A 21,182-nucleotide genomic window follows, 5' to 3' on the forward strand; every position below is an offset into this window, starting at 1 on the left:
ATGGGACGCATGTCACTCAAGGATCTCCCCCACGACCAGTTCACCGAGCTGGCGGAGCGCACCCGTCAGCAGTACCAGGAGCTGAAGGCCCGCAACCTCAACCTGGACCTGACGCGCGGTAAACCCTCGAGCGAGCAGCTGGACTTCTCTAACGCGCTGCTGTCGCTGCCGGGCGAGGGAGATTACAAGGACAAAACCGGCGCCGACGTGCGCAACTACGGCAATCTGCAGGGCATCGCGGATATCCGCGAGCTGTGGGCAGAGGCACTGGGCATCGATCCGGCCAACCTCATCGCCGGCGACTCCTCCAGCCTGAACATCATGTTCGACCTCATCTCCTTCGCCTACATCTGGGGCACCAACGATTCGCCGCGCCCCTGGAAGGACGAGGAGACCGTCAAGTGGCTCTGCCCGGTACCGGGCTACGACCGCCACTTCGCCATCACCGAGCGCTTCGGCTTTGAGATGATCCGGGTGCCGATGACGCCGGACGGCCCGGACATGGACGTCGTCGAGGAGCTGGTGAAGGACCCGCAGGTCAAGGGCATGTGGACGGTGCCGGTGTTCGGTAACCCTACGGGGATCACGTTCGCACCGGAGGTCGCGGAGAAGCTGGCTGCCATGGAGGTTGCCGCGCCGGACTTCCGCATCGTTTGGGACAACGCGTACGCCATGCACACGCTCACCGACGACCAGGTGGAGAACCTAAATGTCCTCGCGCTGGCGGACAAGCACGGTAACCCGAACCGTTTTTGGTACATGTCCTCGACCTCCAAGATCACGCACGCGGGCTCCGGTGTCGCGTTCTTCGCCTCCTCGAAGGCGAACCTGGAGTGGTACATGTCGTACGCGTCCATCCGTGGCATCGGCCCGAACAAAGAAAACCAGCTGGCACACGCGCGTTTGCTTGGCAGCGTCCAAGGACTGCACGCACTCATGCAGCGGCACGCGAAATCACTGGCGCCGAAGTTCGAGGCCGTCATCGGCATCCTGCACGACCGCCTGGGCGAGTACGGCGTGGCCGAGTGGACCGAGCCGAAAGGCGGCTACTTCATCTCCATGGACGTCACGGACGGCTCCGCCACCCGCGTCTGGGAGCTGGCGAAGGAAGCAGGAATCACCCTGACCAAGGCGGGCGCGTCGTTCCCGCACGGGGTGGACGAGACGGACACGAACATCCGCCTCGCGCCGTCGCTGCCGCCGCTCGACGAGGTCCGCACCGCCATGGACGGCGTGGCCACTTGCGTGCTGCTCGCCTGCGTTGAGGCGGCGGAGGCGAACGAGGGCTAAAAGCGTGTCGGGCGGCTGGGTAGACTTGCCCGCGTGGCTCTGTACAGGAAATACCGCCCCGCGACGTTTGGCGAGGTCATCGGCCAAGAGCAGGTGACCCGGCCGCTGTCTACCGCCTTAGACAACGGGCGGATCTCGCACGCGTACCTCTTCTCCGGCCCTCGCGGCTGCGGCAAGACGTCGTCGGCGCGCATTCTGGCGCGCTCGCTGAACTGCGTGCACGGGCCGACGTCGACGCCGTGCGGAGTGTGCGAATCCTGCGTGTCGCTGGCGCCGGGCGGCCCCGGCAACCTGGACGTGATGGAGCTGGACGCCGCCTCCCACGGCGGCGTGGAGGACATGCGCGAACTGCGCGAGCGCGCGCTGTTCGCGCCGGCGGAGTCGCGCTACCGCGTCTTCATCATCGACGAGGCCCACATGATCACGAAAGAGGGCAACAACGCCCTGCTGAAGATCGTGGAGGAGCCGCCCGCGCACCTCATCTTCATCTTCGCCACCACCGAGCCGGAGAAGATGCTGAACACGATCCGCTCGCGCACCCACAACTACCCGTTCCGCCTGCTCGCGCCGCAGGCGATGCGTGAGCTGGTGGAGCATGTGGTGGCGGAAGAAGGCGTCCACGTGGACGAGAACGTCTACCCGCTGGTCATCCGCGCCGGCGGCGGGTCCCCGCGCGACACGCTGTCGATTCTGGACCAGATGCTCGCCGGCGCCGGGCCTGACGGGCTGACCTACGACCTTGCCCTGCCGTTGCTCGGCGTGACGGATCTGACGCTCCTGGACGCCGCCGTGGATGCCCTAGCCGACCGCGACGCGGCCGCGATGTACCGCACCATCGACGAGGTCATCGAGTCCGGCCACGAGCCGCGGCGTTTTGCGCTGGACCTGCTCGACCGAATGCGCGATCTGCTGCTCATCCGCACCGTCCCCGACGCCTTCGGGCAGGGGCTTGTCGACGCACCGGCGGACCGCGCCGACATCCTCACCCAGGAGGCGCACCGGTTCTCCCCGCGGCACCTGGCCACGCTGGCCTCTGAGGTCAACGAGCGCATCACCTCCCTGCGCGGCGCGACCTCCCCGCGCCTGTTGCTGGAGATCATGGCCGCGCACTTGCTCACGCTGCAATCCGACGGCGGTGCGCTGCCCGCGCCGGAGCCGCAGAGCCAGTCCGAGCCCGCCCCCGCTCCGTCGACGACTCGCGAGGGCGGCGGCGCGGCCGCTGCGGCCGCTGCTGCAGCAGCCGCGGCGAGCGGGTCCCGCGCCCGCCAGCAGGAGCAGCCCCCTGCGCCCCCGCAGCAACCCGAGCCGAAACAGGATGCGGCCCCGGACACCGACGAGCTGTTCGAGCGCATCGACCGCGACTGGACGCGCCTGCGGCAGTCCGTGGGCGAGCGCAACAAGGTCGCCGAGATCATGCTCACCGAGGCCAAGCCCCTCGGCTTCGACGGCGACGTGCTCGTGGTCGGCCACCACACCGGCGCGCTGGCCGAGCGCATCAACGCGGAGAAGAACAACGCCGACATCGCGGCCGTGCTCTCCGAAAAGCTTGGCGCGAAGGTGCAGGTCCGGTGCGTCATCGGCACCGATCCGGCGTCAGCCAACCTGCGCAGGCCCGCCAAGCGGGAGGTGTGGAACCCGGGCGGCGCAAGCGACGCTGACGGGGCCGCGGAGTCCGAGGACCCTGCCCCTGCCCCTGCCCCCTCGCAGCCCCGGCCGAAGGAGCCTGCCGATTGGCGCTCCGCAGCCCTCGCCGCCAGCCAAAAGGCGGCGGAAAAGGCCAAGCAGGAGCGCGACGAGATCCCGCCGCCGCCTGAGCCCTACGACTATGAGGACGATGAGCCGGAGGCGCCAACGGTCCAGGTTCCCGCCTACACCCGCGAGGACGAAGAGCGCGACATGGCCGACCAGGCACGCGAGGAGGAGGGCAGCGCCGACCGTCGCGACGCCACCGAGGTAGCGATGGAGCTGTTAGCCGCCGAACTCGGGGCGAAGCCCTTGTAGCGCGCGGGTACACTGGCCCACGGATTACTAGCAAACGAAAGGGAACACCATGACTCAGCCGAACGACATGCAGGAACTTATCCGCCAGGCCGCCGAGGTCCAGGCAGCGCTGCAGAAGGCCCAGACGGAGCTGCTGGAGACCAAGGTCACCGGCACCGCCGGCGGCGAGCTGGTCACCGTCACCATGACCGGCGGCGCTGAGATTACGGACATCACCATCAAGCCCGAAGCTGTGGACACCGACGACATCGAGTCGCTGCAGGACCTCATCCTCGCCGCGTACCGCGACGCCCACACCCAGGCCGGCAAGCTCGCCGAGGAGAAGATCGCCCCGCTCACCGGCGGTGCGACGGGCGGCCAGCAGGCGGGCCCGGGCGAGATTCCGTTCGGCGGCATCATCTAACTTCCACCCCACGCGTCCGGCTGCCGCGGCCGGGCGCGTTTTGCTTGCCTGGAAGGGGGCACCGTGTTCGAAGGACCGTTGCAAGACCTTATCGACGAGCTGTCGCGCCTGCCCGGCGTCGGCCCGAAGTCCGCGCAGCGGATCGCGTTTCACCTGCTGCAGGTGGAACCGGAGGACGTCGATAGGCTGCGCGCCGCGTTGGCCGCCGTGCGCGACGGGGTGACGTTCTGCCGCATCTGCAACAACGTTTCACGCGAAGACGTGTGCCGCATCTGCGCCGACTCGGGCCGCGACAAAGCGCTGGTGTGCGTGGTGGAGGACGCAAAAGACATCCAGGTCATCGAGCGCACCGGCGAATACTCCGGCCGCTACCACGTGCTTGGCGGGGCGCTGGATCCGCTGGCGAACGTGGGCCCGAAAGACCTGGCCATCGCGCCGCTGCTACAGCGCATCGGCGGGGTGCTGCCGGACCTCGACGGGGCGGAGGCCCCCGCTGTCACTGAGGTCATCCTGGCCACCGACCCGGACACTGAGGGCGAGGCGACCGCGTCGTATCTGGTGCGGCTGCTGAAAGACTTCCCGGACCTGACTGTTTCCAGGCTCGCTTCCGGCATGCCGCTGGGCGGGGACTTGGAGTTTGTGGACGAGCTGACGCTCTCCCGGGCGCTGACCGGCCGCCTGCGGCTTTAGGCGTTTTCGTCCTCATCCTCGTCGAGGAAGTCCAGGTCGTTGAGAAACGCCGTGACGTTCACCTGCGAGGAATCCACGCCCTTGATGCGCAGGCCGCCGAGGGTGAGAAAGTCGATCCACTTGTCGCCCACCGGTGCAAGCGACAGGTCCTCGATGGCAGTGATGAAGCGGTCGCGGTAGTAACCCAGCAGCTGGCGGTGCGCCTCGGTGCCGAGATCGTTCCACGGCGCGCCCACCGAGACCAAGTCCATGCCGACGCACTCCACGCCGGTCTCCTCGGCCAGCCAGCGGCACAGCTCCGGATCGAGGCAGGGCCCCTCGTTCATGTACGTCTCCGGATTCTCAGACCGGTAGCGCTCGAAACCGGTGCGGATGAGCAGGAGGCGGATGCCGGGGAGGTCGGGGGCGTAGCGCTGGACGTCGTCGAGCGTAACGAGCGTGCGGGGTTCCTTAGGCACGTCGATGAGCAGGATCTCGTCGCCGTCGAAGTTGAACCGCTCCACGGGCAGCTCCGCGAACGTCAGGCCGTTCGGCACGAAGTGCCGCGGGGCATCCATATGGGTGCCAAAGTGGTTGGGCAGACGGGAGATGCAGTCGTTGGAGTCGCTGCCCTGGCCGATGACGCTGTTGCGCTCGACGCTGAGCACGGGCGAAGTGGGGTAGTGGGGGCCGTCGGGGTCGAGAATGTGGCTGAGGTGCACGAACATGGTCGCCATCATGCCTTCCGACGGCACCCTGCGCTACCGCAGACGCTCTTGTCGCAGCTGGGTCACGACGTCGAGCTCCAGGGGCTCCAAATCTGCGAGCGGGATGTCTAACGCCCGCGCGATGAGCAGGTCCGCCAGCTGCGGGTTGCGGGCGAGCGCCGGGCCGTGCATGTAGGTGGCAATCACGCTGCCCTGCACGACGCCGTCGACGCGCTCGTTGCCGCCGTTACCCACGCCGCGGGTCACGCGCCCCAGGGCGGACGCGTCCGGGCCCAGCGCGGTCGCACCCATGTGGTTTTCAAAGCCGGTGAGGGGCTGAGACAGCTCGGCGGTCACTCCGGCGCGCGTGGGCTCGGAGACCAGCTCGCCCGTGGCGCGGCGCTCGAGCGGCGCGGTGGTCACGTCCAGAAGTCCGACACCCTCGACCTCGTTGCCGTGCGCCCGGAACGTGTGGCCGAGTACCTGCAGGCCGGCGCACACCGCGAAGATCGGTGCGCCGTCGGCGGCCGCGGCCTGCAGCCCCGGCGACGCGCTCAACCGGGCCGCGGCAATGAGCTGGGCGGAATCTTCGCCGCCTCCGAGGGTGTAGAGGTCGCAGGTGGACGGGACGTCGTCGTCAAGCAAGATGCGCTCGACGGCGACCTCGATGCCGCGGCGGCGCGCGCGTTCGCGCAGGACCAGCGCGTTGCCGTCGTCGCCGTACGTGCCCAGCACGTCGGGCAGGACCAGGCCGATCGTGAGCTTAGGCACGGTAGTCCTCCTCCTTGGTCAGCGCGCGGCGCAGGTTGAGCAGCGCGGTGTAGTTGGCCAGCACCTCCACCCGCCCGGGCGGGCAGGCGCGGATGGCGTCGATGGGGTCGTGGACACGTTCGTGCCCGATGTTTGCGTAGGTCAAGCGCACTGCGAGGTCGGTTGCTCGCTCGCCCGCGGCGACGACGTGGGTGTCTCCGAAGTCCTCGAATTTCACGTCCCAGAGCCAGGAGACGTCCTCGCCGTCGCCCTGCTGCGCGTTGACGGCGATGACGACGCCGTCGGCGTCGCGGTCCACCATGGAGAGCGCCTCTTGCCAACCCGCCGGGTTCTTGGCCAGCAGCAGGTGGACGTCGTGCTCGCCGAGGTGGACGGTGGTGTAGCGCCCGGCGACGTTGTCTACCTCGGACGTGGCGCGCACGGCCGCCTCGAGGGGGACATCGAACGCCTCCACGGCTGCGGCGATGGCCTGGGCAGCGTTGCCCAGGTTCGCCCGCCCCGGCAGCTTCAGCTCGAGCGGGACGGCGCCCTCCGGGCCGACCAGCGTCTCGCCCTCTACCGCGTAGGTGGGTGTGGGGCGGCGGAACTCGCGGCCGTCGGGGAGCGGCTCGACGGCGTACCAGTCCGTTTCTTCGTCGTGCGTGACGGAGGAACGCACGACGTGGCCACCGGAGCGGGGGTTGGTCACGGAATCGCCCAGCCAGCCGGCACCGGCAGCGACCCACACCACGTTGGGGTGGTCGTAGGCGATGGAGGTGATCAGCACGTCGTCGCAGTTCGCGATGACGGTGGCGTCCGGGTGCGCCATCACGGCGCCTCGCAGTGCGCGCTCGATGGAGTTGATCTCGCCCACGCGGTCGAGCTGATCGCGCGTGAGGTTGAGCAGGACGAACGCGGCGGGGTTCAAGCGCTCGGCGACCTTGGGCACGTGGAGTTCGTCGACCTCCAGCACGATCGCGTCGGCGTCCTTGCCGGCGAGGAGGGCGGAGATGATGCCGGCGTCCATGTTGTCGCCGCCGTCGTTGGTGGCCACGCGGTGCTTGGCGCCGACTGCGCCGGCGAGCATGCGGGTGGTGGTGGACTTGCCGTTGGTGCCGGTGACCAGCGCCACCGGTCGTCCGCCGCCGAGGTTGGCCATGATGTTCGGGTCGATCGCGCCAGCCACCAGGCCGCCGATCATGCCGCCGGCGCCGCGGCCGGTGGCGCGCGACGCGGTGGTGGCCAGGTTCGCGGCCGTCGTTGCTACCGCAGAGCGAATGCGGGAGATGGGTCCTTGCATGCGGACTAGGCTACTCCGCCGGCTCCATCCGGCCGACAAGCCGCGCGAACTCCTCACCGGAAACGACGGGGATGTTCTTACGGTGGGCGTGCATGGCCTTGCCCCGCAGTTGCGCGCCGCGCTCCACCGCGTCCGAGACGGCCACGGACGTCTCGCGGGTGAGCTTCTCGCGGTAGGTTAGGCCGGCGCGCACGCCGGCGTCGATGAGCTCGTCCGGGTCGAGGGCGATGTCGTCGGAAACCACAAACTCCATGCCGCGCAGCAACCCGCCCTTGCCCAGCAACCCCGGGTTGGCCGCGATCGCCGGCGCTTTCTCCGCGTCCACACGCAGCGCGGAGCGCTGCAGCCCGAACTGGTCCGGCGCGAGGTCCGCAGGATCGACCCGCGAGACGCCGCCGGGGGCGAGCTGCAGGTACATCGCCACCAGCTTGAGCGTCTGCCCACGGGAGAAATCCGCCTCGGCCTCGCCAATGCGCTCGGGCGAGGCGACTCCCACCAGGTTCGCGACCGCGTTGATGCGCGTGTCCGCCGGCACGTGCCCCTGCCGGCGCGCGCTGGCCAGCAGGTCCACGATCGCCTCCGGCTTGGGCACGTGGCCCACGCGTTGGCGGCGCTTGTTGCCGCGGCCGCGCCGGGAGCGGTTCGCGCGCGCCGCGGCGTTCATGGCCCGGCGCGCCTCTGAGACCACGAAGCCCCAGGTGACGGGGGAATCGTGGGTGACCAGTACGCGGCCGTCGATAAGCTTGTCCAGCGTGCGCAGGTACCGAGAGAACCGCGGGGCCTGCGCGAAGTCGTGCGGGGTCAGCCCGTGGGTGTGCGCGGGGCCGGGGTCGGTGCCGGGGTTGAGCACCGCGTGGAACTCCTCGCCCACGCGCCCGGCGGCGTCGAACGTGACCGCGTCGAGGGTGAGCAGCCGCCCCGTCGACGGGTGTATCCCCGTAGCCTGCGTAAACAGCGCCACGTAGGGGTAGTCGTTCTCAGTCATTACTCCAACGTAGCGTACGGGCTGCGCTTAGTTTGCTGCGGTGGAGCGGTTGACCGCGGAGACGATCGCCTCCAGCGACGCGCGCGTGGTCGAGCCCGCGATGCCCACGCCCCACGCGGACGTGCCGTCCACGTCGGCGTAGATGTAGCAGGCCGCGTCGGCATCGTCGCCCGCGGTGCGAGCGCGCTGGGAGTAGTCCTGCACCTCGAAGTCGATGCCGATCTGCTCGAGGGCGTTGGCGAACGCCGCGATCGGGCCGTTGCCCGCGCCTTCGATCTCCCGCTGGGTGCCCTCGTAGGTCACCGTCGCGGCGACGCGGGTGTCCTGGTCCTCGGCCTCGGCGGCGTCGATGTGGTAGTTGCCCAGCTCCAGCGGGGTATCCAGATCCAGGTAGGTGGAGGCGAAGATGTCCCACATGTTCTTGGAGTTGACCTCGCCGCCCTCGCTGTCGGTGATGTTCTGCACGACGGCGGAGAACTCCGGTTGCATGGCCTTGGGCATGTTGATGCCGTGGTCCGTCTTCATGATGTACGCCACGCCGCCCTTGCCGGACTGCGAGTTCACGCGGATCACGGCCTCGTAGGTGCGGCCGATGTCCTTCGGGTCGATGGGCAGGTAGGGCACCTCCCACGTGGTCTCGCGCAGCTCCTCCCAGGAGACCTCGGAGCTCACCGCGTCCGGGCGAACATTCTGCGCCAGCGCGTCCAGGCCCTTGTTGATCGCGTCCTGGTGCGAACCGGAGAACGCCGTGAACACCAGGTCGCCTCCGTAGGGGTGGCGCTCCGGCACACGCAGCTGGTTGCAGTACTCCACCACCTCGCGGATGCGGGTGATGTCAGAGAAGTCGATCTGCGGGTCCACGCCTTGAGTGAGCATGTTCAGCCCAAGGGTGACCAGGTCGACGTTGCCGGTGCGCTCGCCGTTGCCGAACAGGCATCCCTCGATGCGGTCGCCGCCGGCCAGGAAGCCCAGCTCCGCCGCCGCCACGCCCGTGCCGCGGTCGTTGTGCGGGTGCAGGGAGAGGATGATGCTCTCGCGGTTGTTCAGGTTGCGGTGCATCCACTCGATGGAGTCCGCGTAGACGTTCGGCGTGATCATTTCCACCGTTGCGGGCAGGTTGATGATGATCGGGTTGTCCGGCGTCGGCGCGACGACGTCCACGACCGCGTCGCAGACCTCCTTGGCAAACTCCAGCTCGGTGCCGGTGAAGGACTCCGGGGAGTACTCCCAGCGCCAGTTGGTGTCCGGGTAGTCTTGCGCAATGTCGGTGATCAGCTCCGCAGCGTCCGTGGCCAGCTTCTTAATCGCGTCGCGGTCCTTGCGGAACACCACGCGGCGCTGCAGCTTGGAGGTGGAGTTGTAGAAGTGCACGATCACGTTCTTCGCGCCCGCGCATGCCTCGAAGGTGCGACGGATCAGGTGCTCGCGCGCCTGCACCAGCACCTGGATGGTCACGTCGTCCGGGATCATGTCGTGTTCAATGATCTCGCGCACGAAGTCGAAGTCCGTCTGGGAGGCGGACGGGAAGCCGACCTCGATCTCCTTGAAGCCCATCTGCACCAGCAGGTTGAACATGCGGCGCTTGCGCTCGGGGCTCATCGGGTCGATCAGGGCCTGGTTGCCGTCGCGCAGGTCCACGGCGCACCACTGCGGCGCGTGTGTGATCTTCTTGTCGGGCCAGGTGCGGTCCGGCAGCTGGATGTTCTCCACCTCTTCGGCAAAGGTGAGGTAGCGCTCCACCGGCAGCTGCGAGCCGCGCTGCTTGTTCCACGCGGGTTGGCCGTCACGCCGCGGGCCGGAGGGGGTCTGGATCTCGCGGGGGGCGAAAAAGTCGGATTGCTTCTCGGGGCTCATCTGGGTTCTCCTTTGTGTAGCGGGGGTTCCACGGCCGGCCAACAGAAACTCCGCGACGGGGTGCCGGCCGTGTTAGTTGGCCTGATTCCCGCCGCGGCGTAGAAGGAGAAGCGCCCTGTGCGACATGTGGCACACCTTACATCACCGAACCGAGACGCGTGTGAGCATTGCCGCAGAAATAAGCATCGCGCCTATCGACGTCCCTACGGCTACCCACCCCAGCACCGATTCCACGCGGAACGTCTCGCCCAGCAGGAGGATGCCTAGCGCAAACGCCACCAGCGGCTCGACAATCTTCGAGGCGGGCAGCGACGTGGCCAGGTTGCCTGCGGCGAAGGCGTACTGCTGCACGAGCGTGCCGGCGGTGGCGGCGAGCAGCATGGCCCACAGCTGCCAGGAGGTGACAAGCCCGAGCACGCCGCCGCGGACGAAGTCGTCCACCGCAACCTTGGAAAACACGGCCTGGTAGCCGTACATGGCGCCGCAGGCGATGCCGAAGATGAGGGCTTTGCCGGCCGGAGGGCGTCGAGAGGCAAGGGCGAACGCCGCAGCGATGATGGCCACCGCGGTGGCCACGACGGTGACCCACTCCCAGGTGGCCGGGTCGCGCTCGCCGGGCAGCGGGTGGCCAAGGACCACGACCCCGCCCACGGAAGCGGTGAGCACGATGGCCCAAAACGCCTCCGCCGTCTGCATGTGGCGCTTCGCGGCCCACGCCGAAAACAGCAGCGTGAGCATCAGCGAGAGCGCTAGGACGGGCTGCACCACCAGCAGGGAACCGAACGCCAGCGCCGCAGCCTGGAAGCCGTACGCCACGAACGCCAGGCCCATCGATGCCCACCAGGCGGGCTGCTTGATGGAGCGCATCGGCGAATCGTTGTTCTCGCCTTCTGGGGCGCCGGCACGCATGATGCGGTGGCGCCACACGGTCCCCGCCGCCATGGTCGCGGCCGAGACGAGTGCGAACGCGACGGCGAGAAAATTGTTGTGCACGGTGAATGATATTAACGCGGGTGTCCATTTCAGCAGTTTTTGGACGCTATTCTTGACCGTTGGAATGCACGCAGATCCGCGGAGGTTTGAGATGGCACTGATCGTCCAGAAATATGGGGGATCGTCCCTGGAAAGCGCGGAGCGGATTCGGGCTGTGGCTCAGCGAGTGGTGGAAACCCGCAGGGCAGGCAACGACGTTGTGGTGGTCTGCTCGGCCATGGGCGACACCACCGACGAGCTGCTCGATCTTGCGGGTAAGGTCAACCCCACCCCGCCCGCGCGCGAGATGGACATGCTGCTCACGGCAGGCGAGCGCATCTCCAACTCGCTGGTGGCCATGGCGGTGCATGCGCTCGGCGAAGAGGTGCAGTCGTTCACCGGCTCGCAGGCAGGCGTGATCACCACCGAGCGCCACGGCAACGCGCGCATCCTGGAAGTCACCCCGGGGCGCGTGCAGGAGGCGGTGGACGCCGGCAAAATTGCCATCGTCGCCGGCTTCCAGGGCGTGAACCGTGAGACCAAAGACGTGACCACGCTCGGCCGCGGCGGCTCCGACACCACCGCGGTCGCGCTCGCGGCCGCGATGGGCGCCGACGAGTGCGAGATCTACTCCGACGTCGACGGCGTCTACACCGCCGACCCGCGCATCGTCCCGGACGCGAAGAAGCTGGACACCCTCTGCTTCGAGGAGATGCTGGAGCTGGCGGCAAGCGGTTCCAAGATCCTGGTCCTGCGCAGCGTGGAGTACGCCCGCGCGTTCAACGTCCCGCTGCGAGTCCGTTCGTCGTACAGCACAGAAACCGGCACCCTCGTTGCCGGAGCATTGGAGGATATCCCCATGGAAGAAGCAGTTCTCACCGGCGTTGCCACCGATGACTCGGAGGCCAAGATCACCATCTTGGGCATCACCGACTCTGTGGGCGAGGCCGCCAAGGTCTTCCGCGCACTGGCGGACGCGGAGGTGAACATCGACATGGTCATCCAGAACATCTCTAGCGCGGAGGACAACAAGACCGACATCACCTTCACCCTGCCCAAGGCTGACGGCGCACGCACGATGGAGAAGCTGCGCACCATGCAGGCCGCCGAGGGCTGGGACGACCTGACCTACGACGACGAGATTGGCAAGGTCTCCCTCGTCGGCGCCGGCATGAAGTCCCACCCGGGCGTGACCGCGGACTTCTGCGACGCGCTGCGCGACGCCGGCATCAACATCGAGATGATCACTACCTCTGAAATCCGCATCACCGCCGTGGTGCGCCAGGCAGACGTCGCGGAGGCGGCGCGCGCCATCCACACCAAGTTCGACCTTGGCGGCGACGAGCCGGCCGTGGTCTACGCAGGCACCGGACGCTAAAAGGAGGCACCCAATGACCACACTTGCAGTTGTCGGCGCCACCGGCCAGGTCGGCCGCGTGATGCGCGACATCCTCATCGAGCGCAACTTCCCGGCAGACAAGGTCCGCTTCTTCGCCTCCCCGCGCTCCGCCGGCACGCAGCTGGAGTTCCGCGGCGAGGCGATCGAGGTCGAGGATCTCACCCAGGTGACCGAGGAATCCGTCGCCGACGTGGACATCGCCCTGTTTTCCGCGGGCGGCTCCACCTCCCGCGAGTGGGCGCCGGTCTTCGCCGCCGCGGGCGCGACCGTGGTGGACAACTCCTCGGCGTGGCGCAAGGACGACGAGGTCCCGCTGATCGTCTCCGAGGTCAACCCGGAGGCCGCACGCAACCTGCCCAAGGGCATCATCGCCAACCCCAACTGCACCACTATGGCGGCGATGCCGGTGCTCAAGCCGCTTCACGACGCCTTCGGCCTGACCACCCTCCGGGTCGCCTCCTACCAGGCAGTCTCCGGCTCCGGCCTCGCCGGCGTTGAGGCGCTGGCCACCCAGGTGGAGCAGATCGAGGACCCGCGAGCGCTGGTCCGCGAGGACGTCGCGAAGCCCAGCGATCTGGGGCCGTACGTGGAGCCCATCGCGTTCAACGCGCTGCCGCTCGCAGGCTCGATTGTCGACGACGGCTCCGCCGAGACCGACGAAGAGCAGAAGCTGCGCAACGAGTCGCGCAAGATCCTGGGCATCCCCGAGCTGAAGGTGGCGGGCACCTGCGTGCGCGTGCCGGTGTTCACCGGCCACACGATGGTCGTTCACGCCGAATTCGCCGAGGCCGTGACCCCGGAGCGTGCCGAGGAGATCTTGGCCGCCGCGCCGGGCGTGCGCGTTGTCGACGTGCCCACGCCGCGCGCCGCAACCGGCATCGACGACTCGCTGGTGGGCCGCATCCGCCAAGACCAGACTGTCGACGGCGGCCGCGGCCTGGTGCTCGTGGTCTCGGGTGACAACCTGCGCAAGGGCGCGGCGCTCAACACGATCCAGATTGCCGAGCTGCTGGTCTAGCGGGTTCCGCGCCCCCGCGCGGGTGATCTTTGACAAATTCCGCCGCGGGCTTGCGGCCACCACGCGCAATGAAGCCCCTCTGACACATTCCCTTAGTGCCAGGGTGGTTGTGAACGACGAACCGTAGGAGGTTTTGTTCATGACCGATTCGCAGTTGCCTCAGTTGGTGCCGTCGGTGTTGACGTCGGCTCCGGCTGTTGAGGTCCCGGTGGTTGCCCGGAAGGTCAAGCCTAAGACGTCGCGTGAGGAAGTCGAGGAGATCTTGGCGATGCCGCCGCGTGTGCTGGCGGTGGGGGAAGTGCTCGATGATGAGACGTTAGCGTCGCCTGAGTCGGTGGCGTTCGTGTTCTCCCCGTACCGCACGACCGGTTCCGGTAGTTGGTTTCATCCAGCACAGCAGCGGCAGATGATCACGATTTACAACGTGTTGCCCTATGGGACGAAGGGCCTGTGGTGTGCTCGGCAGGGAATCCAATACCTCAATATCAAGCGTTGGGCCCGCGCATTGCAGAAATCGAAAACCACTGATGACGGCCTTGGCGGTGCCGAGCGTGCCAAACACTTGGCGGATGCTGCCTACCTGGGCAAACCTAGTGCGGAATACATCCGTGAGGTGGTTGTCGAGTACGGGTTAGTACCACATGGCCAGAAAGAAGCGTGGTTGGTTGCGCATGGACTTGGCTCTCACACCGTGCGACGCTGGACAGCAATGGTGGCGGACGGTGATCTGCCGACACGCACAAGGCCAAGGAGGGTTGGAACGTTGACGATGGATGAATGCGCTGAAATTCAGCAGCTGCGCAAGGAAATTTCCGCGCTAACGCAGGACAAGCGCAAGCTGGAACTCGACGCGAAACGCCGGGAAGAAGCAATGCAGCGTGCCCTGGATAAGGCGACGGAAAGGGCAGAGCGGGCTGAGTTGGCCACTGACGTGTTGGGAAAAGCTTTAGCGTCCATGCCAGGAGCACCTGGCGTGGACTCAGACGCGGAGGAAAAGTCCTCACCGACGCCCAACAACGCCTCTACGAGCAAGGACGGCAAGCGGAAGAAACGCTGATCAACCAGCTTGTTTCCGTCGGTTACTCCAAAACGAAAGCAATGGGCATTATCGGCGTGTCGCGCAGCCGGGTCTTCTACGAAACCAATCCGCGCCCACGCACCGACAACCCGATTCCGCATCACCAACGCCGGATCAACCGGTTGCCGGATGCCACTGTGAAACGCATCGTAGAAATACTAGATGGCAATCCGCATTGCGGGGTGGACCAGGTGTTTTACGCCGCGTTGAACAACGGGATCTATCTGGCGAGTCTGCGCAGCTTTTACCGAGTGGCCAAAGCCCATGGCAAACTGTTGCACCAACGCCACAACACCAAAGCCAGACAAGCTACACGCCGCCACACCGCCGCGCCGCCGCATGTGCACGCCACCGCCCCCGGACAGGTGTTGTGCTGGGACATTACGTTTTTGCCTGGCCAGTACTACGGGCAAACCTTCGCGTTGCACATGGTGATCGATCTGTACTCGCGTGCCATCGTCGGGTTCGTCGTCGCCGAACGAGAAAACAGCCAACTTGCAGCAGCGATGTTCGCCGACATCTTCACTCGTTTTCCCGATGTGCACACCGTGCACTCCGACAACGGTGCTGCGATGACCAGCAAACGACTCGGCAAACTGTTCGCCGAACACGGTGTGGCCCGCTCGTTGAACCGGCCGCACACCAGCAACGACAACCCGCACGCCGAGTCGGTGTTTCACACCCTAAAGACCAGGACTTACTATCCGAAAACCTTTACCACGCTGAGCGAAGCCAACGCCTGGGTCAGCGCTTGGGTGCCGGTCTACAACGCCACCCCGCACAGCGGGATCAACTACTACCCACCACAAGCAGTCCTCGACGGCACCTGGATACAACTGCAGCACAAACGTGAAGAAGCGATGCGAACCGCACTGAGCGAAGGCGCCATCACACAACTACCGGACACCAAAGCCAGCACAAGCCTTCCAACAGAAGTCAGCATCATCCGCACCACCACCCAAACCGCCCCACCCCCACAACCCATCACGATCTAACACCCAAACCCGTTCACAACCACTTGACACAAAGCGATTCTGGCGGAATCTGTCAGAGGGGCTTTGGGGTTGGCGGCTACAGCTTGGTGGATCCGGTGCCGTCGGTGGCGGTTTTGTCGCTGAGCGCGGTGGAGCCGCCCAGGCTGGTGTCCGGGCCCGCAGCGGCCTCCTCGGCCTCCTCTGCGGCGATGAGGTCGTCGACGGTGTGGTCGTTCCACGGCTCGTCGGGGTTTGCCGCGTACTCCTCGGCCGTCACCGGCTCGGTGTAGGAGACGTAAACCACCTCGGAGGGGTTCTCCAGATCCTCGAGCTCGAAATCGCTCTCCTCGTCCTCCGCGAGTTCCTGGGCGACCTCCTCTTCCAGCGCCTCTGACAGCTCCTCGTTGTCCACGTTGGACTTCTCGGTGATGTACTCCAGCTCGCGCTCGTCGTTCTTGGTGAAGCGCTCGGCGGGGTCCATCTTCTTGCGGGTCAGCTCCAGCGCGCGGCGCCGGCGGTCGCCCTCCTTGCGCAGCTTCGGAATGCCGCGGACCCACGCCAGCGTCATCACGACGATGAGCAGGATGCCCAAGTAACCCAGGATCGGGTATACGGTGGACACCAGCTGCTGGAAGCCGACGAAGGACAGCACAAAGCCGATCACGCAGGCGGCGATGAAGATCACGCGGAACTTGTCCTCGCGGCCGCGTGACAGGCGCTTGCCCAGGGCGAAAAACATACCCAGGGAGGTGGCGAAGATCATGCCGAAGATGACCAGGGACATGATCAGGCCCATGGTCGGGTTGATGTCCGTGATCAGGGTCAAAAGCGGCATGTCCTGGCCGGACACGGTGTCGATCTTCACCAGCAACGCCAGTGCCAGCAGCATCAGCATGACCAGGTAGCCCAGGCCGCCGAAGAGGCCGCCGAGGCCGGCCGCGCGGGTGTCCAGCTGGTTGCCGCCGATGACCAGCGCCATGGACACCACACACATGACGTTCAGGCCGGTGTAGTTCAGCGCCGAGATCCACCAGTTGGGCAGGGATGTCTCCACGTTCGCAGCCGCCGCGTTCAGCGCGTCCCAGTCCGGGTGCGCGTTGATCAGCGTCCAGCTGCAGCCGACGATGACAAAGACGAGCAGGAACGGCGTCAGCGCGCCAATTGCCCCGGTGACCTTGTCCACGTCCAGCATGCCGAAGCCGATGGTCAGGGCCAGCATGAGCACCGCGCCGATCCAGACGGGCAGCCCAAATTGCTGGTTCAGGTTGGCGCCCGCACCGGCGAACATGACAAAGCCGATGGAAAACAGGGTGACAATGGTGGCGATGTCCAGAACCCAGCCAATCACATTCGTCGAGATGGAGCCGAGCACTTCCATGTGCTCCTTGGCCTGGAAGAACGATCCAAGCTGCAGGATGGTCACGCCGGCGATGAGCATGAGGACCGAGCCGAGGACCGCGCCCCACATGCCCTGCGTGCCGAAGGCGGAGAAGTACAGCATGGCTTCCTGGCCGGAGGCGAAGCCTGCGCCCACAACGGTGCCGATAAAGGCAAACGAAATTAAGAGTGCATTTTTCAACATAACGAGATCAGTCTAATCCGGGAGCCTATTTCGGCTGGATTTCGCTTTCGACGACCCATTTGTGCCGCTTCATGGTCATGTCCGGCGAGTCGATGTCCACCATGTAGACCGTCTCATCGGTGGAAGCATCGACCGTTGCCTCCGCGCCCTGCATGCCGGGCATGTGGTCCGCAGTCATCACAGCGGTGTCGCCGGGGGCCAGCTCTTCGTCGCCGACGCCTTCGAGCTCTTCTTGCACGACCCACTTGTGGTTCGTCACCGGGTCGCCGCCGTCTGTCGGCGTGTAGGACACGGCGTACGCGGTGGTGTCGAAGGCGCCGGAGATGGTCGCGGTGGCGCCGTCCATGCCAGGCATGTGGTCGGCGGTGAGCGTGACCTCCGTACCCACGGGATAGGTCGGGTCCGTCGCCTCGGCGATGCCGGCGGGCGCGGGGCCGCCGTCGGCCGGGTGCTCGTGCTCGCTGCGCACAGCGTGGTCAGCGTGGTCGGCGGGGGCGTCGTCGCTTTCCGACGCGCACCCAGCCACCGCCAGCGCCGCTACAGCCGCAAGTGTGGTCAGGGCCAATGGTTGTGAAATACGCATGGGGACAACCTTAGCTTTACCGGCCTATTTACTCCCGGCAACAAGATCCCGCCGGGCCCGGGCCACGCGCGAACGGATGGTGCCCACGCGCACCCCGGCGATCTTCGCCGCTTCCTCGTAGGTGTAGCCCAGCACTTGGGTGAGGACGAGGGCTTCGCGGCGCTCGGGCGCCAGCTCGTCGAGAAGCGAGCGTGCGTCGATGACGTCGCTCCACGTGTTGGGGTTGTCCGGGCTCGGGTTCGCGGCGGCGACGTCTTCGTACTCGGCGGCGGACTTTCTGGGTCGCGCCATGTCGTGGCGCACGGAGTCGACCCAGGCGCGCCGCGCCAGCGACAGCAACCAGGTGCGGGCAGTGGAGCGGCCCTGGAAACGGGGCAGCGACCCGAGGACGCGCAGGTACGTCTCCTGCGCGAGGTCGTCGGCGTGTTGCGGCCCGGCCAGATGGGCGAGCAGGCGCCACACGTCGTCCTGGGTGAGGCGGATAAATTCGGTGAGCGCGCCCTTATCGCCGCGGCCCGCGCGCAGCGCCAGGTCGGTGACGTACGCGTCGTCGCTCCTGCTCACAAGCCCACTACGTTAGCGGTTACGTGGCTGGGCAAGCGGCGTTTTGTCGGAGACGGTCACGCCGTAGATGGAGCGGCCCATGATGAAGGACGCCACGGAGCCGACGATCCATACCGCGAGCACGGCGATGACGGCGCGGATGAAGTCGTTGAGGTCGAAGCCGGTGGTGGTCCAGGACCGGATCAGCTTCGCCACAATCAGGATGGGGAACGCGATGACCACCAGCGGGCCCAGCAGGTTCACCCGCGTAAGCGCGTCCGGCGCGCGCAACTGCAGGATGGTGGTGGCGACCACACAGATGGTGGCGAGCACCACGAGGACGGTAACGATGATTTCGGCGATGGTCATGTCAGCGGCGTCCTCTCGAGATGATGCGGGCCATGGAAATTGTCGGAATCACGCCGCACACAAGGCCGGCGAGGATCGGAATTTCGTAACCGATGGCGGACGAGTTCCACAGCGTCCACACCAGGAAGATCGCGACCATGCCGTAAAAAATCACGTCCGCCATCACGGCGCGGGACAGCTCGTCCTTGGTCAGGATCACTGCAGCGAGCGAGACGAGCAGGCTCACCGACATCACGATGATGCAGACCTGCATGACAGTGGTGAACATGCCTTAATCCATCCTTTCCGCTGGCGGCACGTGCGCGCCCTTGTTGTCCGGGCCGTAGTCGACGTAGGGTTCCCACGCCACTGTGGCTGTGTCAATGGGGCGTTCGCGTAACGACGGCCGAAGGTGTTCCTCCATATCCGCCAAGCCCGCGATCACGTCCTCCGGGTCCGAACCGAACGCTGCCTGCACTAACAGGGTGATCGGGCCGCCGGGTGTGACCGGGTGGCGCAGGCCCATGGACAAGGTGCCCGGGGTGGCGGTGATCGAGGTGGTAAACCAGAACACCTCCCAGTCCGTATGCACGCGTAGCGGGTAGTAGATGACGATAGGCTCAAGCTGCGCGCGTGGGTTGAATGCGGCGGCGACCGCGCCGAAGCCGGCCACGAAAATTTCCTTAATGATCCAGGCGGCGTAGCGCACGCCGTGGAAGAAGCCTCGCATTAGTTCTCCCCTCCGAAGGTGTCGCCGGGTGTGGGGACGCCGACGGGGTCATCGCCCAGGACAGCCGACGTGTACGCGTCCACGTTAAGCAGGTCGTCGACCGCAGTGGTGGTGATCTCCCACATTTCGCCCCCGAAGATGAACATGCACAGCGACATGACCATCAGCACCGCGGACGGCAGCATGAAGCCCACGCGCACGTTGAGTGCCTCGGGGTAGTTCTGCATCGGGCGGCCCCAGAACACGCGCTGCCACATGCGCATCATGGACAGCAGCGCGCCGAACGACGCCACGATGATGGCGGTAATCGCCACCCACGACCGCCAGTCGCCCGCCGTTGCCGCGGCCATCACCACGGTAACCTTGCCGAAGAGGCCAGAAAACGGCGGGAAGCCCACGATGGAGAACGCGCCGGCGACAAAGACGGCCGATGTCCACGGGTCGCGCCGGGCGATGCCGGACAGCTTGGCCATGGTGCCGGTGCCGTACGTCTCCTCGATCGCGCCGGAGTTCAGCACCAACGCGGCGATAGTGATCATGTGGTGCAGGGTGTAGAGCAGGCCCGCGGCGAGGGCGTAGCGGGCGTCGTCCTGTGTGAACGCGAGCATGATCAGGATGAACGGCATGCCGTTGACCATCTGGTAAGCAAGCACCCGGCGCATGGTGGATTCTGCCAGGCCCGCGTAGCCGCCGATGATCATGGAGATGACCATGACCACAATCAGCAAGGTGTTCCAGCGCGGATCCATGTCGAACAGAACCACCCAGATGCGGAACAGCATGTAGACCGCGACCTTGGTGTGTAGGCCGGAGAACAGGCCCATCACCGCGGCGGACGTGGACGGGTACGTGCGCGGCAGCCAGGTGTAGACGGGGAAGACACCCGCCTTGGCGGCGATGGCGATGACAACGATGCCGGCGGCCACGGTTGCAGGGCCCCCGCCGGCGGCGACGCCCTGCAATGCGGCGAGGTTCACCGCACCGGTGACGGCGTAGAGGTAGCCCACACCCAGCACGAGCATGGTGGATGCGGCGAGGTTGACCAGCACGAACATGCGCGCTGACAGGAGGCGGTGGCGGGTGCCCGTCATGGCGATCAGGCCGTAGGAGGGCAGGAGCATGACCTCGATCATGACGAAGAAGTTGAATAGATCCGCCGTGAGCAGCGCGCCGGAGACGCCGGTGACGAGCACGAGCGACAGCGGCGCGTAGTAGCGCGACTGCGTCTCGCCCACCACGATGGCGAACCAGTTAGACATCAGTGCCACGATCATGGTGGTCACGATCATCACAGCGGAGAACGCGTCCGCCACGAAGGAAATGCCTACGCCGCCCTGGTACAGGCCGATGACGTGGCTGATGGTGCCATTGTCGCGGGTGTACCCGTAGAGCCATACGCCCATGAGCAGGTTGATGGCGGGGATGATGACCGCGAGGGCATCATTGAGCCACTTCCACGGGCTCAGCGCGGTGACCGCCGAGACGATCAGCGGCAGCGCCACAAAGACGGGCAGGATTGCGTCTACAGCCATTAGTCGGTCACCTTCAGGCTTTCGTTGTCAACGTGGCTGATCTCGCGAGCGCGGATCTCCTCCAGCTTCTTCTGGTTCAGGCGCGCGTTGCGGCCCGCGGTGGACAGCGCGGAGGGGCTGAGCCACATCTTGGAGTAACCGGCGTCGGTGCCCGTGGGCTGCTCCGCGGTGTCGTCGTTGCGCCCGAGCGAGGACAGCATGAGCAGGATCGTCGTGGTCGCCATCGCGATCACGATCGCGGTGAGCACGAATGCCTGGGGCAGGGGATCTCCCATGTCTTCGAATGGCACGCGGGAGGGGAACGCCTCTCCGCGCCACGCACCCACACCGCCGGCCAGCAGGGTGAGGTTCGTGGCGTGGCCGAACAGCGACATGCCGAAGACGATGCGCACCATGCCGCGCTGCAACACCAGGTACACGGATCCCGCGACGAGAACCGCGATGGTAAGTGCCATGACCATGGG

22 protein-coding genes are annotated in these 21,182 nt (G+C 66.4%); 8 read left to right on the top strand and 14 right to left on the bottom strand.

Going from position 1 to position 21,182, the window contains the following annotated elements; translation table 11 throughout:
- Nucleotides 1-9: 9 nt before the first annotated feature.
- The 4 genes from CUREI_RS00555 to recR all read left to right on the top strand — a co-directional run bounded on the left by CUREI_RS00555 (nt 10) and on the right by recR (nt 4,384).
- Complete coding sequence (locus tag CUREI_RS00555; protein WP_038609173.1) at nt 10-1,290, top strand: aminotransferase class I/II-fold pyridoxal phosphate-dependent enzyme; 1,281 nt, start codon at nt 10-12, stop codon at nt 1,288-1,290.
- A gap of 33 nt (nt 1,291-1,323) precedes the next feature.
- On the top strand, nt 1,324-3,291 hold the full coding sequence (locus tag CUREI_RS00560; RefSeq protein WP_038609175.1) for a DNA polymerase III subunit gamma and tau: 1,968 nt from the start codon (nt 1,324-1,326) through the stop codon (nt 3,289-3,291).
- Between the two features lie 49 nt (nt 3,292-3,340).
- Nucleotides 3,341-3,694 carry a YbaB/EbfC family nucleoid-associated protein gene (locus tag CUREI_RS00565; protein WP_038609178.1) on the top strand — a complete coding sequence of 118 codons (354 nt, stop codon included), beginning with the start codon at nt 3,341-3,343 and terminating at the stop codon, nt 3,692-3,694.
- A gap of 63 nt (nt 3,695-3,757) precedes the next feature.
- A complete protein-coding gene (gene recR / locus CUREI_RS00570; protein WP_038609181.1) occupies nt 3,758-4,384 on the top strand; it encodes a recombination mediator RecR in 627 nt (208 codons plus the stop codon).
- Here the strand turns inward: recR and CUREI_RS00575 are convergent.
- From CUREI_RS00575 to CUREI_RS00600, 6 genes are all read right to left on the bottom strand, one after another.
- Complete coding sequence (locus tag CUREI_RS00575; RefSeq protein WP_236627231.1) at nt 4,381-5,103, bottom strand: cyclase family protein; 723 nt, start codon at nt 5,101-5,103, stop codon at nt 4,381-4,383. The genes recR and CUREI_RS00575 overlap by 4 nt on opposite strands.
- Before the next feature lie 21 nt (nt 5,104-5,124).
- Nucleotides 5,125-5,841, bottom strand: a complete 717-nt coding sequence (locus CUREI_RS00580) for a type 1 glutamine amidotransferase (protein WP_038609184.1) — start codon at nt 5,839-5,841, stop codon at nt 5,125-5,127.
- Nucleotides 5,834-7,120, bottom strand: coding sequence for a Mur ligase family protein (locus CUREI_RS00585; RefSeq protein ID WP_038609186.1), 1,287 nt, complete (start codon nt 7,118-7,120; stop codon nt 5,834-5,836). The genes CUREI_RS00580 and CUREI_RS00585 overlap by 8 nt, the downstream gene beginning before the upstream one ends.
- Before the next feature lie 10 nt (nt 7,121-7,130).
- On the bottom strand, nt 7,131-8,105 hold the full coding sequence (locus CUREI_RS00590) for an exonuclease domain-containing protein (RefSeq protein ID WP_038609188.1): 975 nt from the start codon (nt 8,103-8,105) through the stop codon (nt 7,131-7,133).
- Between the two features lie 27 nt (nt 8,106-8,132).
- Nucleotides 8,133-9,959 carry a 2-isopropylmalate synthase gene (gene leuA, locus CUREI_RS00595; protein WP_038609191.1) on the bottom strand — a complete coding sequence of 609 codons (1,827 nt, stop codon included), beginning with the start codon at nt 9,957-9,959 and terminating at the stop codon, nt 8,133-8,135.
- A gap of 141 nt (nt 9,960-10,100) precedes the next feature.
- On the bottom strand, nt 10,101-10,952 hold the full coding sequence (locus CUREI_RS00600) for a DMT family transporter (RefSeq protein ID WP_069202871.1): 852 nt from the start codon (nt 10,950-10,952) through the stop codon (nt 10,101-10,103).
- A 91-nt stretch (nt 10,953-11,043) separates the two neighbouring features.
- Between CUREI_RS00600 and CUREI_RS00605 the strand changes: the two genes are divergently transcribed.
- From CUREI_RS00605 to CUREI_RS00620, 4 genes are all read left to right on the top strand, one after another.
- A complete protein-coding gene (locus tag CUREI_RS00605) occupies nt 11,044-12,309 on the top strand; it encodes an aspartate kinase (protein ID WP_038609197.1) in 1,266 nt (421 codons plus the stop codon).
- A 13-nt stretch (nt 12,310-12,322) separates the two neighbouring features.
- The gene (locus tag CUREI_RS00610) at nt 12,323-13,348 is read left to right on the top strand and encodes an aspartate-semialdehyde dehydrogenase (protein ID WP_038609200.1); all 1,026 of its coding nucleotides are present in this window, start codon (nt 12,323-12,325) and stop codon (nt 13,346-13,348) included.
- 139 nt (nt 13,349-13,487) lie between these two features.
- Nucleotides 13,488-14,405 (top strand): hypothetical protein, encoded by a 918-nt coding sequence (locus tag CUREI_RS00615; RefSeq protein WP_038609203.1) that lies wholly within the window; start codon nt 13,488-13,490, stop codon nt 14,403-14,405.
- Nucleotides 14,402-15,421, top strand: coding sequence for an IS3 family transposase (locus CUREI_RS00620; protein ID WP_236627269.1), 1,020 nt, complete (start codon nt 14,402-14,404; stop codon nt 15,419-15,421). Before CUREI_RS00615 ends, CUREI_RS00620 begins: the two co-directional genes overlap by 4 nt.
- 76 nt (nt 15,422-15,497) lie before the next feature.
- Here the strand turns inward: CUREI_RS00620 and CUREI_RS00625 are convergent, their stop codons facing one another.
- From CUREI_RS00625 to CUREI_RS00660, 8 genes are read right to left on the bottom strand one after another with little or no spacing between them, the layout of a single operon-like run.
- The gene (locus CUREI_RS00625; protein ID WP_069202872.1) at nt 15,498-16,982 is read right to left on the bottom strand and encodes a YkvI family membrane protein; all 1,485 of its coding nucleotides are present in this window, start codon (nt 16,980-16,982) and stop codon (nt 15,498-15,500) included.
- A gap of 25 nt (nt 16,983-17,007) precedes the next feature.
- Nucleotides 17,008-17,565: a YdhK family protein gene (locus CUREI_RS00630; RefSeq protein WP_038609206.1), complete on the bottom strand. Its 558-nt coding sequence runs from the start codon at nt 17,563-17,565 to the stop codon at nt 17,008-17,010.
- Nucleotides 17,566-17,589: 24 nt separating this feature from the next.
- Complete coding sequence (locus CUREI_RS00635) at nt 17,590-18,129, bottom strand: RNA polymerase sigma factor (RefSeq protein ID WP_038609209.1); 540 nt, start codon at nt 18,127-18,129, stop codon at nt 17,590-17,592.
- Nucleotides 18,130-18,141: 12 nt separating this feature from the next.
- Entirely contained in the window at nt 18,142-18,477 is a 336-nt protein-coding gene (locus CUREI_RS00640; protein ID WP_038609212.1) for a Na+/H+ antiporter subunit G, read from the bottom strand.
- A gap of 1 nt (nt 18,478) precedes the next feature.
- Nucleotides 18,479-18,745, bottom strand: a complete 267-nt coding sequence (locus tag CUREI_RS00645) for a cation:proton antiporter (RefSeq protein WP_038609214.1) — start codon at nt 18,743-18,745, stop codon at nt 18,479-18,481.
- Between the two features lie 3 nt (nt 18,746-18,748).
- Entirely contained in the window at nt 18,749-19,186 is a 438-nt protein-coding gene (locus CUREI_RS00650; RefSeq protein WP_051952102.1) for a monovalent cation/H+ antiporter subunit E, read from the bottom strand.
- On the bottom strand, nt 19,186-20,718 hold the full coding sequence (locus tag CUREI_RS00655) for a monovalent cation/H+ antiporter subunit D family protein (protein ID WP_038609220.1): 1,533 nt from the start codon (nt 20,716-20,718) through the stop codon (nt 19,186-19,188). Before CUREI_RS00655 ends, CUREI_RS00650 begins: the two co-directional genes overlap by 1 nt.
- The gene (locus CUREI_RS00660; RefSeq protein WP_038613592.1) at nt 20,718-21,179 is read right to left on the bottom strand and encodes a sodium:proton antiporter; all 462 of its coding nucleotides are present in this window, start codon (nt 21,177-21,179) and stop codon (nt 20,718-20,720) included. Before CUREI_RS00660 ends, CUREI_RS00655 begins: the two co-directional genes overlap by 1 nt.
- Nucleotides 21,180-21,182: the final 3 nt, after the last annotated feature.

Source organism: Corynebacterium ureicelerivorans (genome assembly GCF_000747315.1).
In the GTDB taxonomy this organism is placed as follows: domain Bacteria; phylum Actinomycetota; class Actinomycetes; order Mycobacteriales; family Mycobacteriaceae; genus Corynebacterium; species Corynebacterium mucifaciens.

Coding starts and splice junctions, on each gene's coding strand:
- CUREI_RS00555 (WP_038609173.1), top strand. CDS start 10: ATGTCACTCAAGGATCTCCCCCACGACCAGTTCACCGAGCTGGCGGAG.
- CUREI_RS00565 (WP_038609178.1), top strand. CDS start 3,341: ATGACTCAGCCGAACGACATGCAGGAACTTATCCGCCAGGCCGCCGAG.
- CUREI_RS00575 (WP_236627231.1), bottom strand. CDS start 5,103: ATGATGGCGACCATGTTCGTGCACCTCAGCCACATTCTCGACCCCGAC.
- CUREI_RS00585 (WP_038609186.1), bottom strand. CDS start 7,120: ATGCAAGGACCCATCTCCCGCATTCGCTCTGCGGTAGCAACGACGGCC.
- CUREI_RS00590 (WP_038609188.1), bottom strand. CDS start 8,105: ATGACTGAGAACGACTACCCCTACGTGGCGCTGTTTACGCAGGCTACG.
- leuA (WP_038609191.1), bottom strand. CDS start 9,959: ATGAGCCCCGAGAAGCAATCCGACTTTTTCGCCCCCCGCGAGATCCAG.
- CUREI_RS00605 (WP_038609197.1), top strand. CDS start 11,044: ATGGCACTGATCGTCCAGAAATATGGGGGATCGTCCCTGGAAAGCGCG.
- CUREI_RS00610 (WP_038609200.1), top strand. CDS start 12,323: ATGACCACACTTGCAGTTGTCGGCGCCACCGGCCAGGTCGGCCGCGTG.
- CUREI_RS00615 (WP_038609203.1), top strand. CDS start 13,488: ATGACCGATTCGCAGTTGCCTCAGTTGGTGCCGTCGGTGTTGACGTCG.
- CUREI_RS00625 (WP_069202872.1), bottom strand. CDS start 16,982: ATGTTGAAAAATGCACTCTTAATTTCGTTTGCCTTTATCGGCACCGTT.
- CUREI_RS00630 (WP_038609206.1), bottom strand. CDS start 17,565: ATGCGTATTTCACAACCATTGGCCCTGACCACACTTGCGGCTGTAGCG.
- CUREI_RS00640 (WP_038609212.1), bottom strand. CDS start 18,477: ATGACCATCGCCGAAATCATCGTTACCGTCCTCGTGGTGCTCGCCACC.
- CUREI_RS00645 (WP_038609214.1), bottom strand. CDS start 18,745: ATGTTCACCACTGTCATGCAGGTCTGCATCATCGTGATGTCGGTGAGC.
- CUREI_RS00650 (WP_051952102.1), bottom strand. CDS start 19,186: ATGCGAGGCTTCTTCCACGGCGTGCGCTACGCCGCCTGGATCATTAAG.
- CUREI_RS00655 (WP_038609220.1), bottom strand. CDS start 20,718: ATGGCTGTAGACGCAATCCTGCCCGTCTTTGTGGCGCTGCCGCTGATC.
- CUREI_RS00660 (WP_038613592.1), bottom strand. CDS start 21,179: ATGGTCATGGCACTTACCATCGCGGTTCTCGTCGCGGGATCCGTGTAC.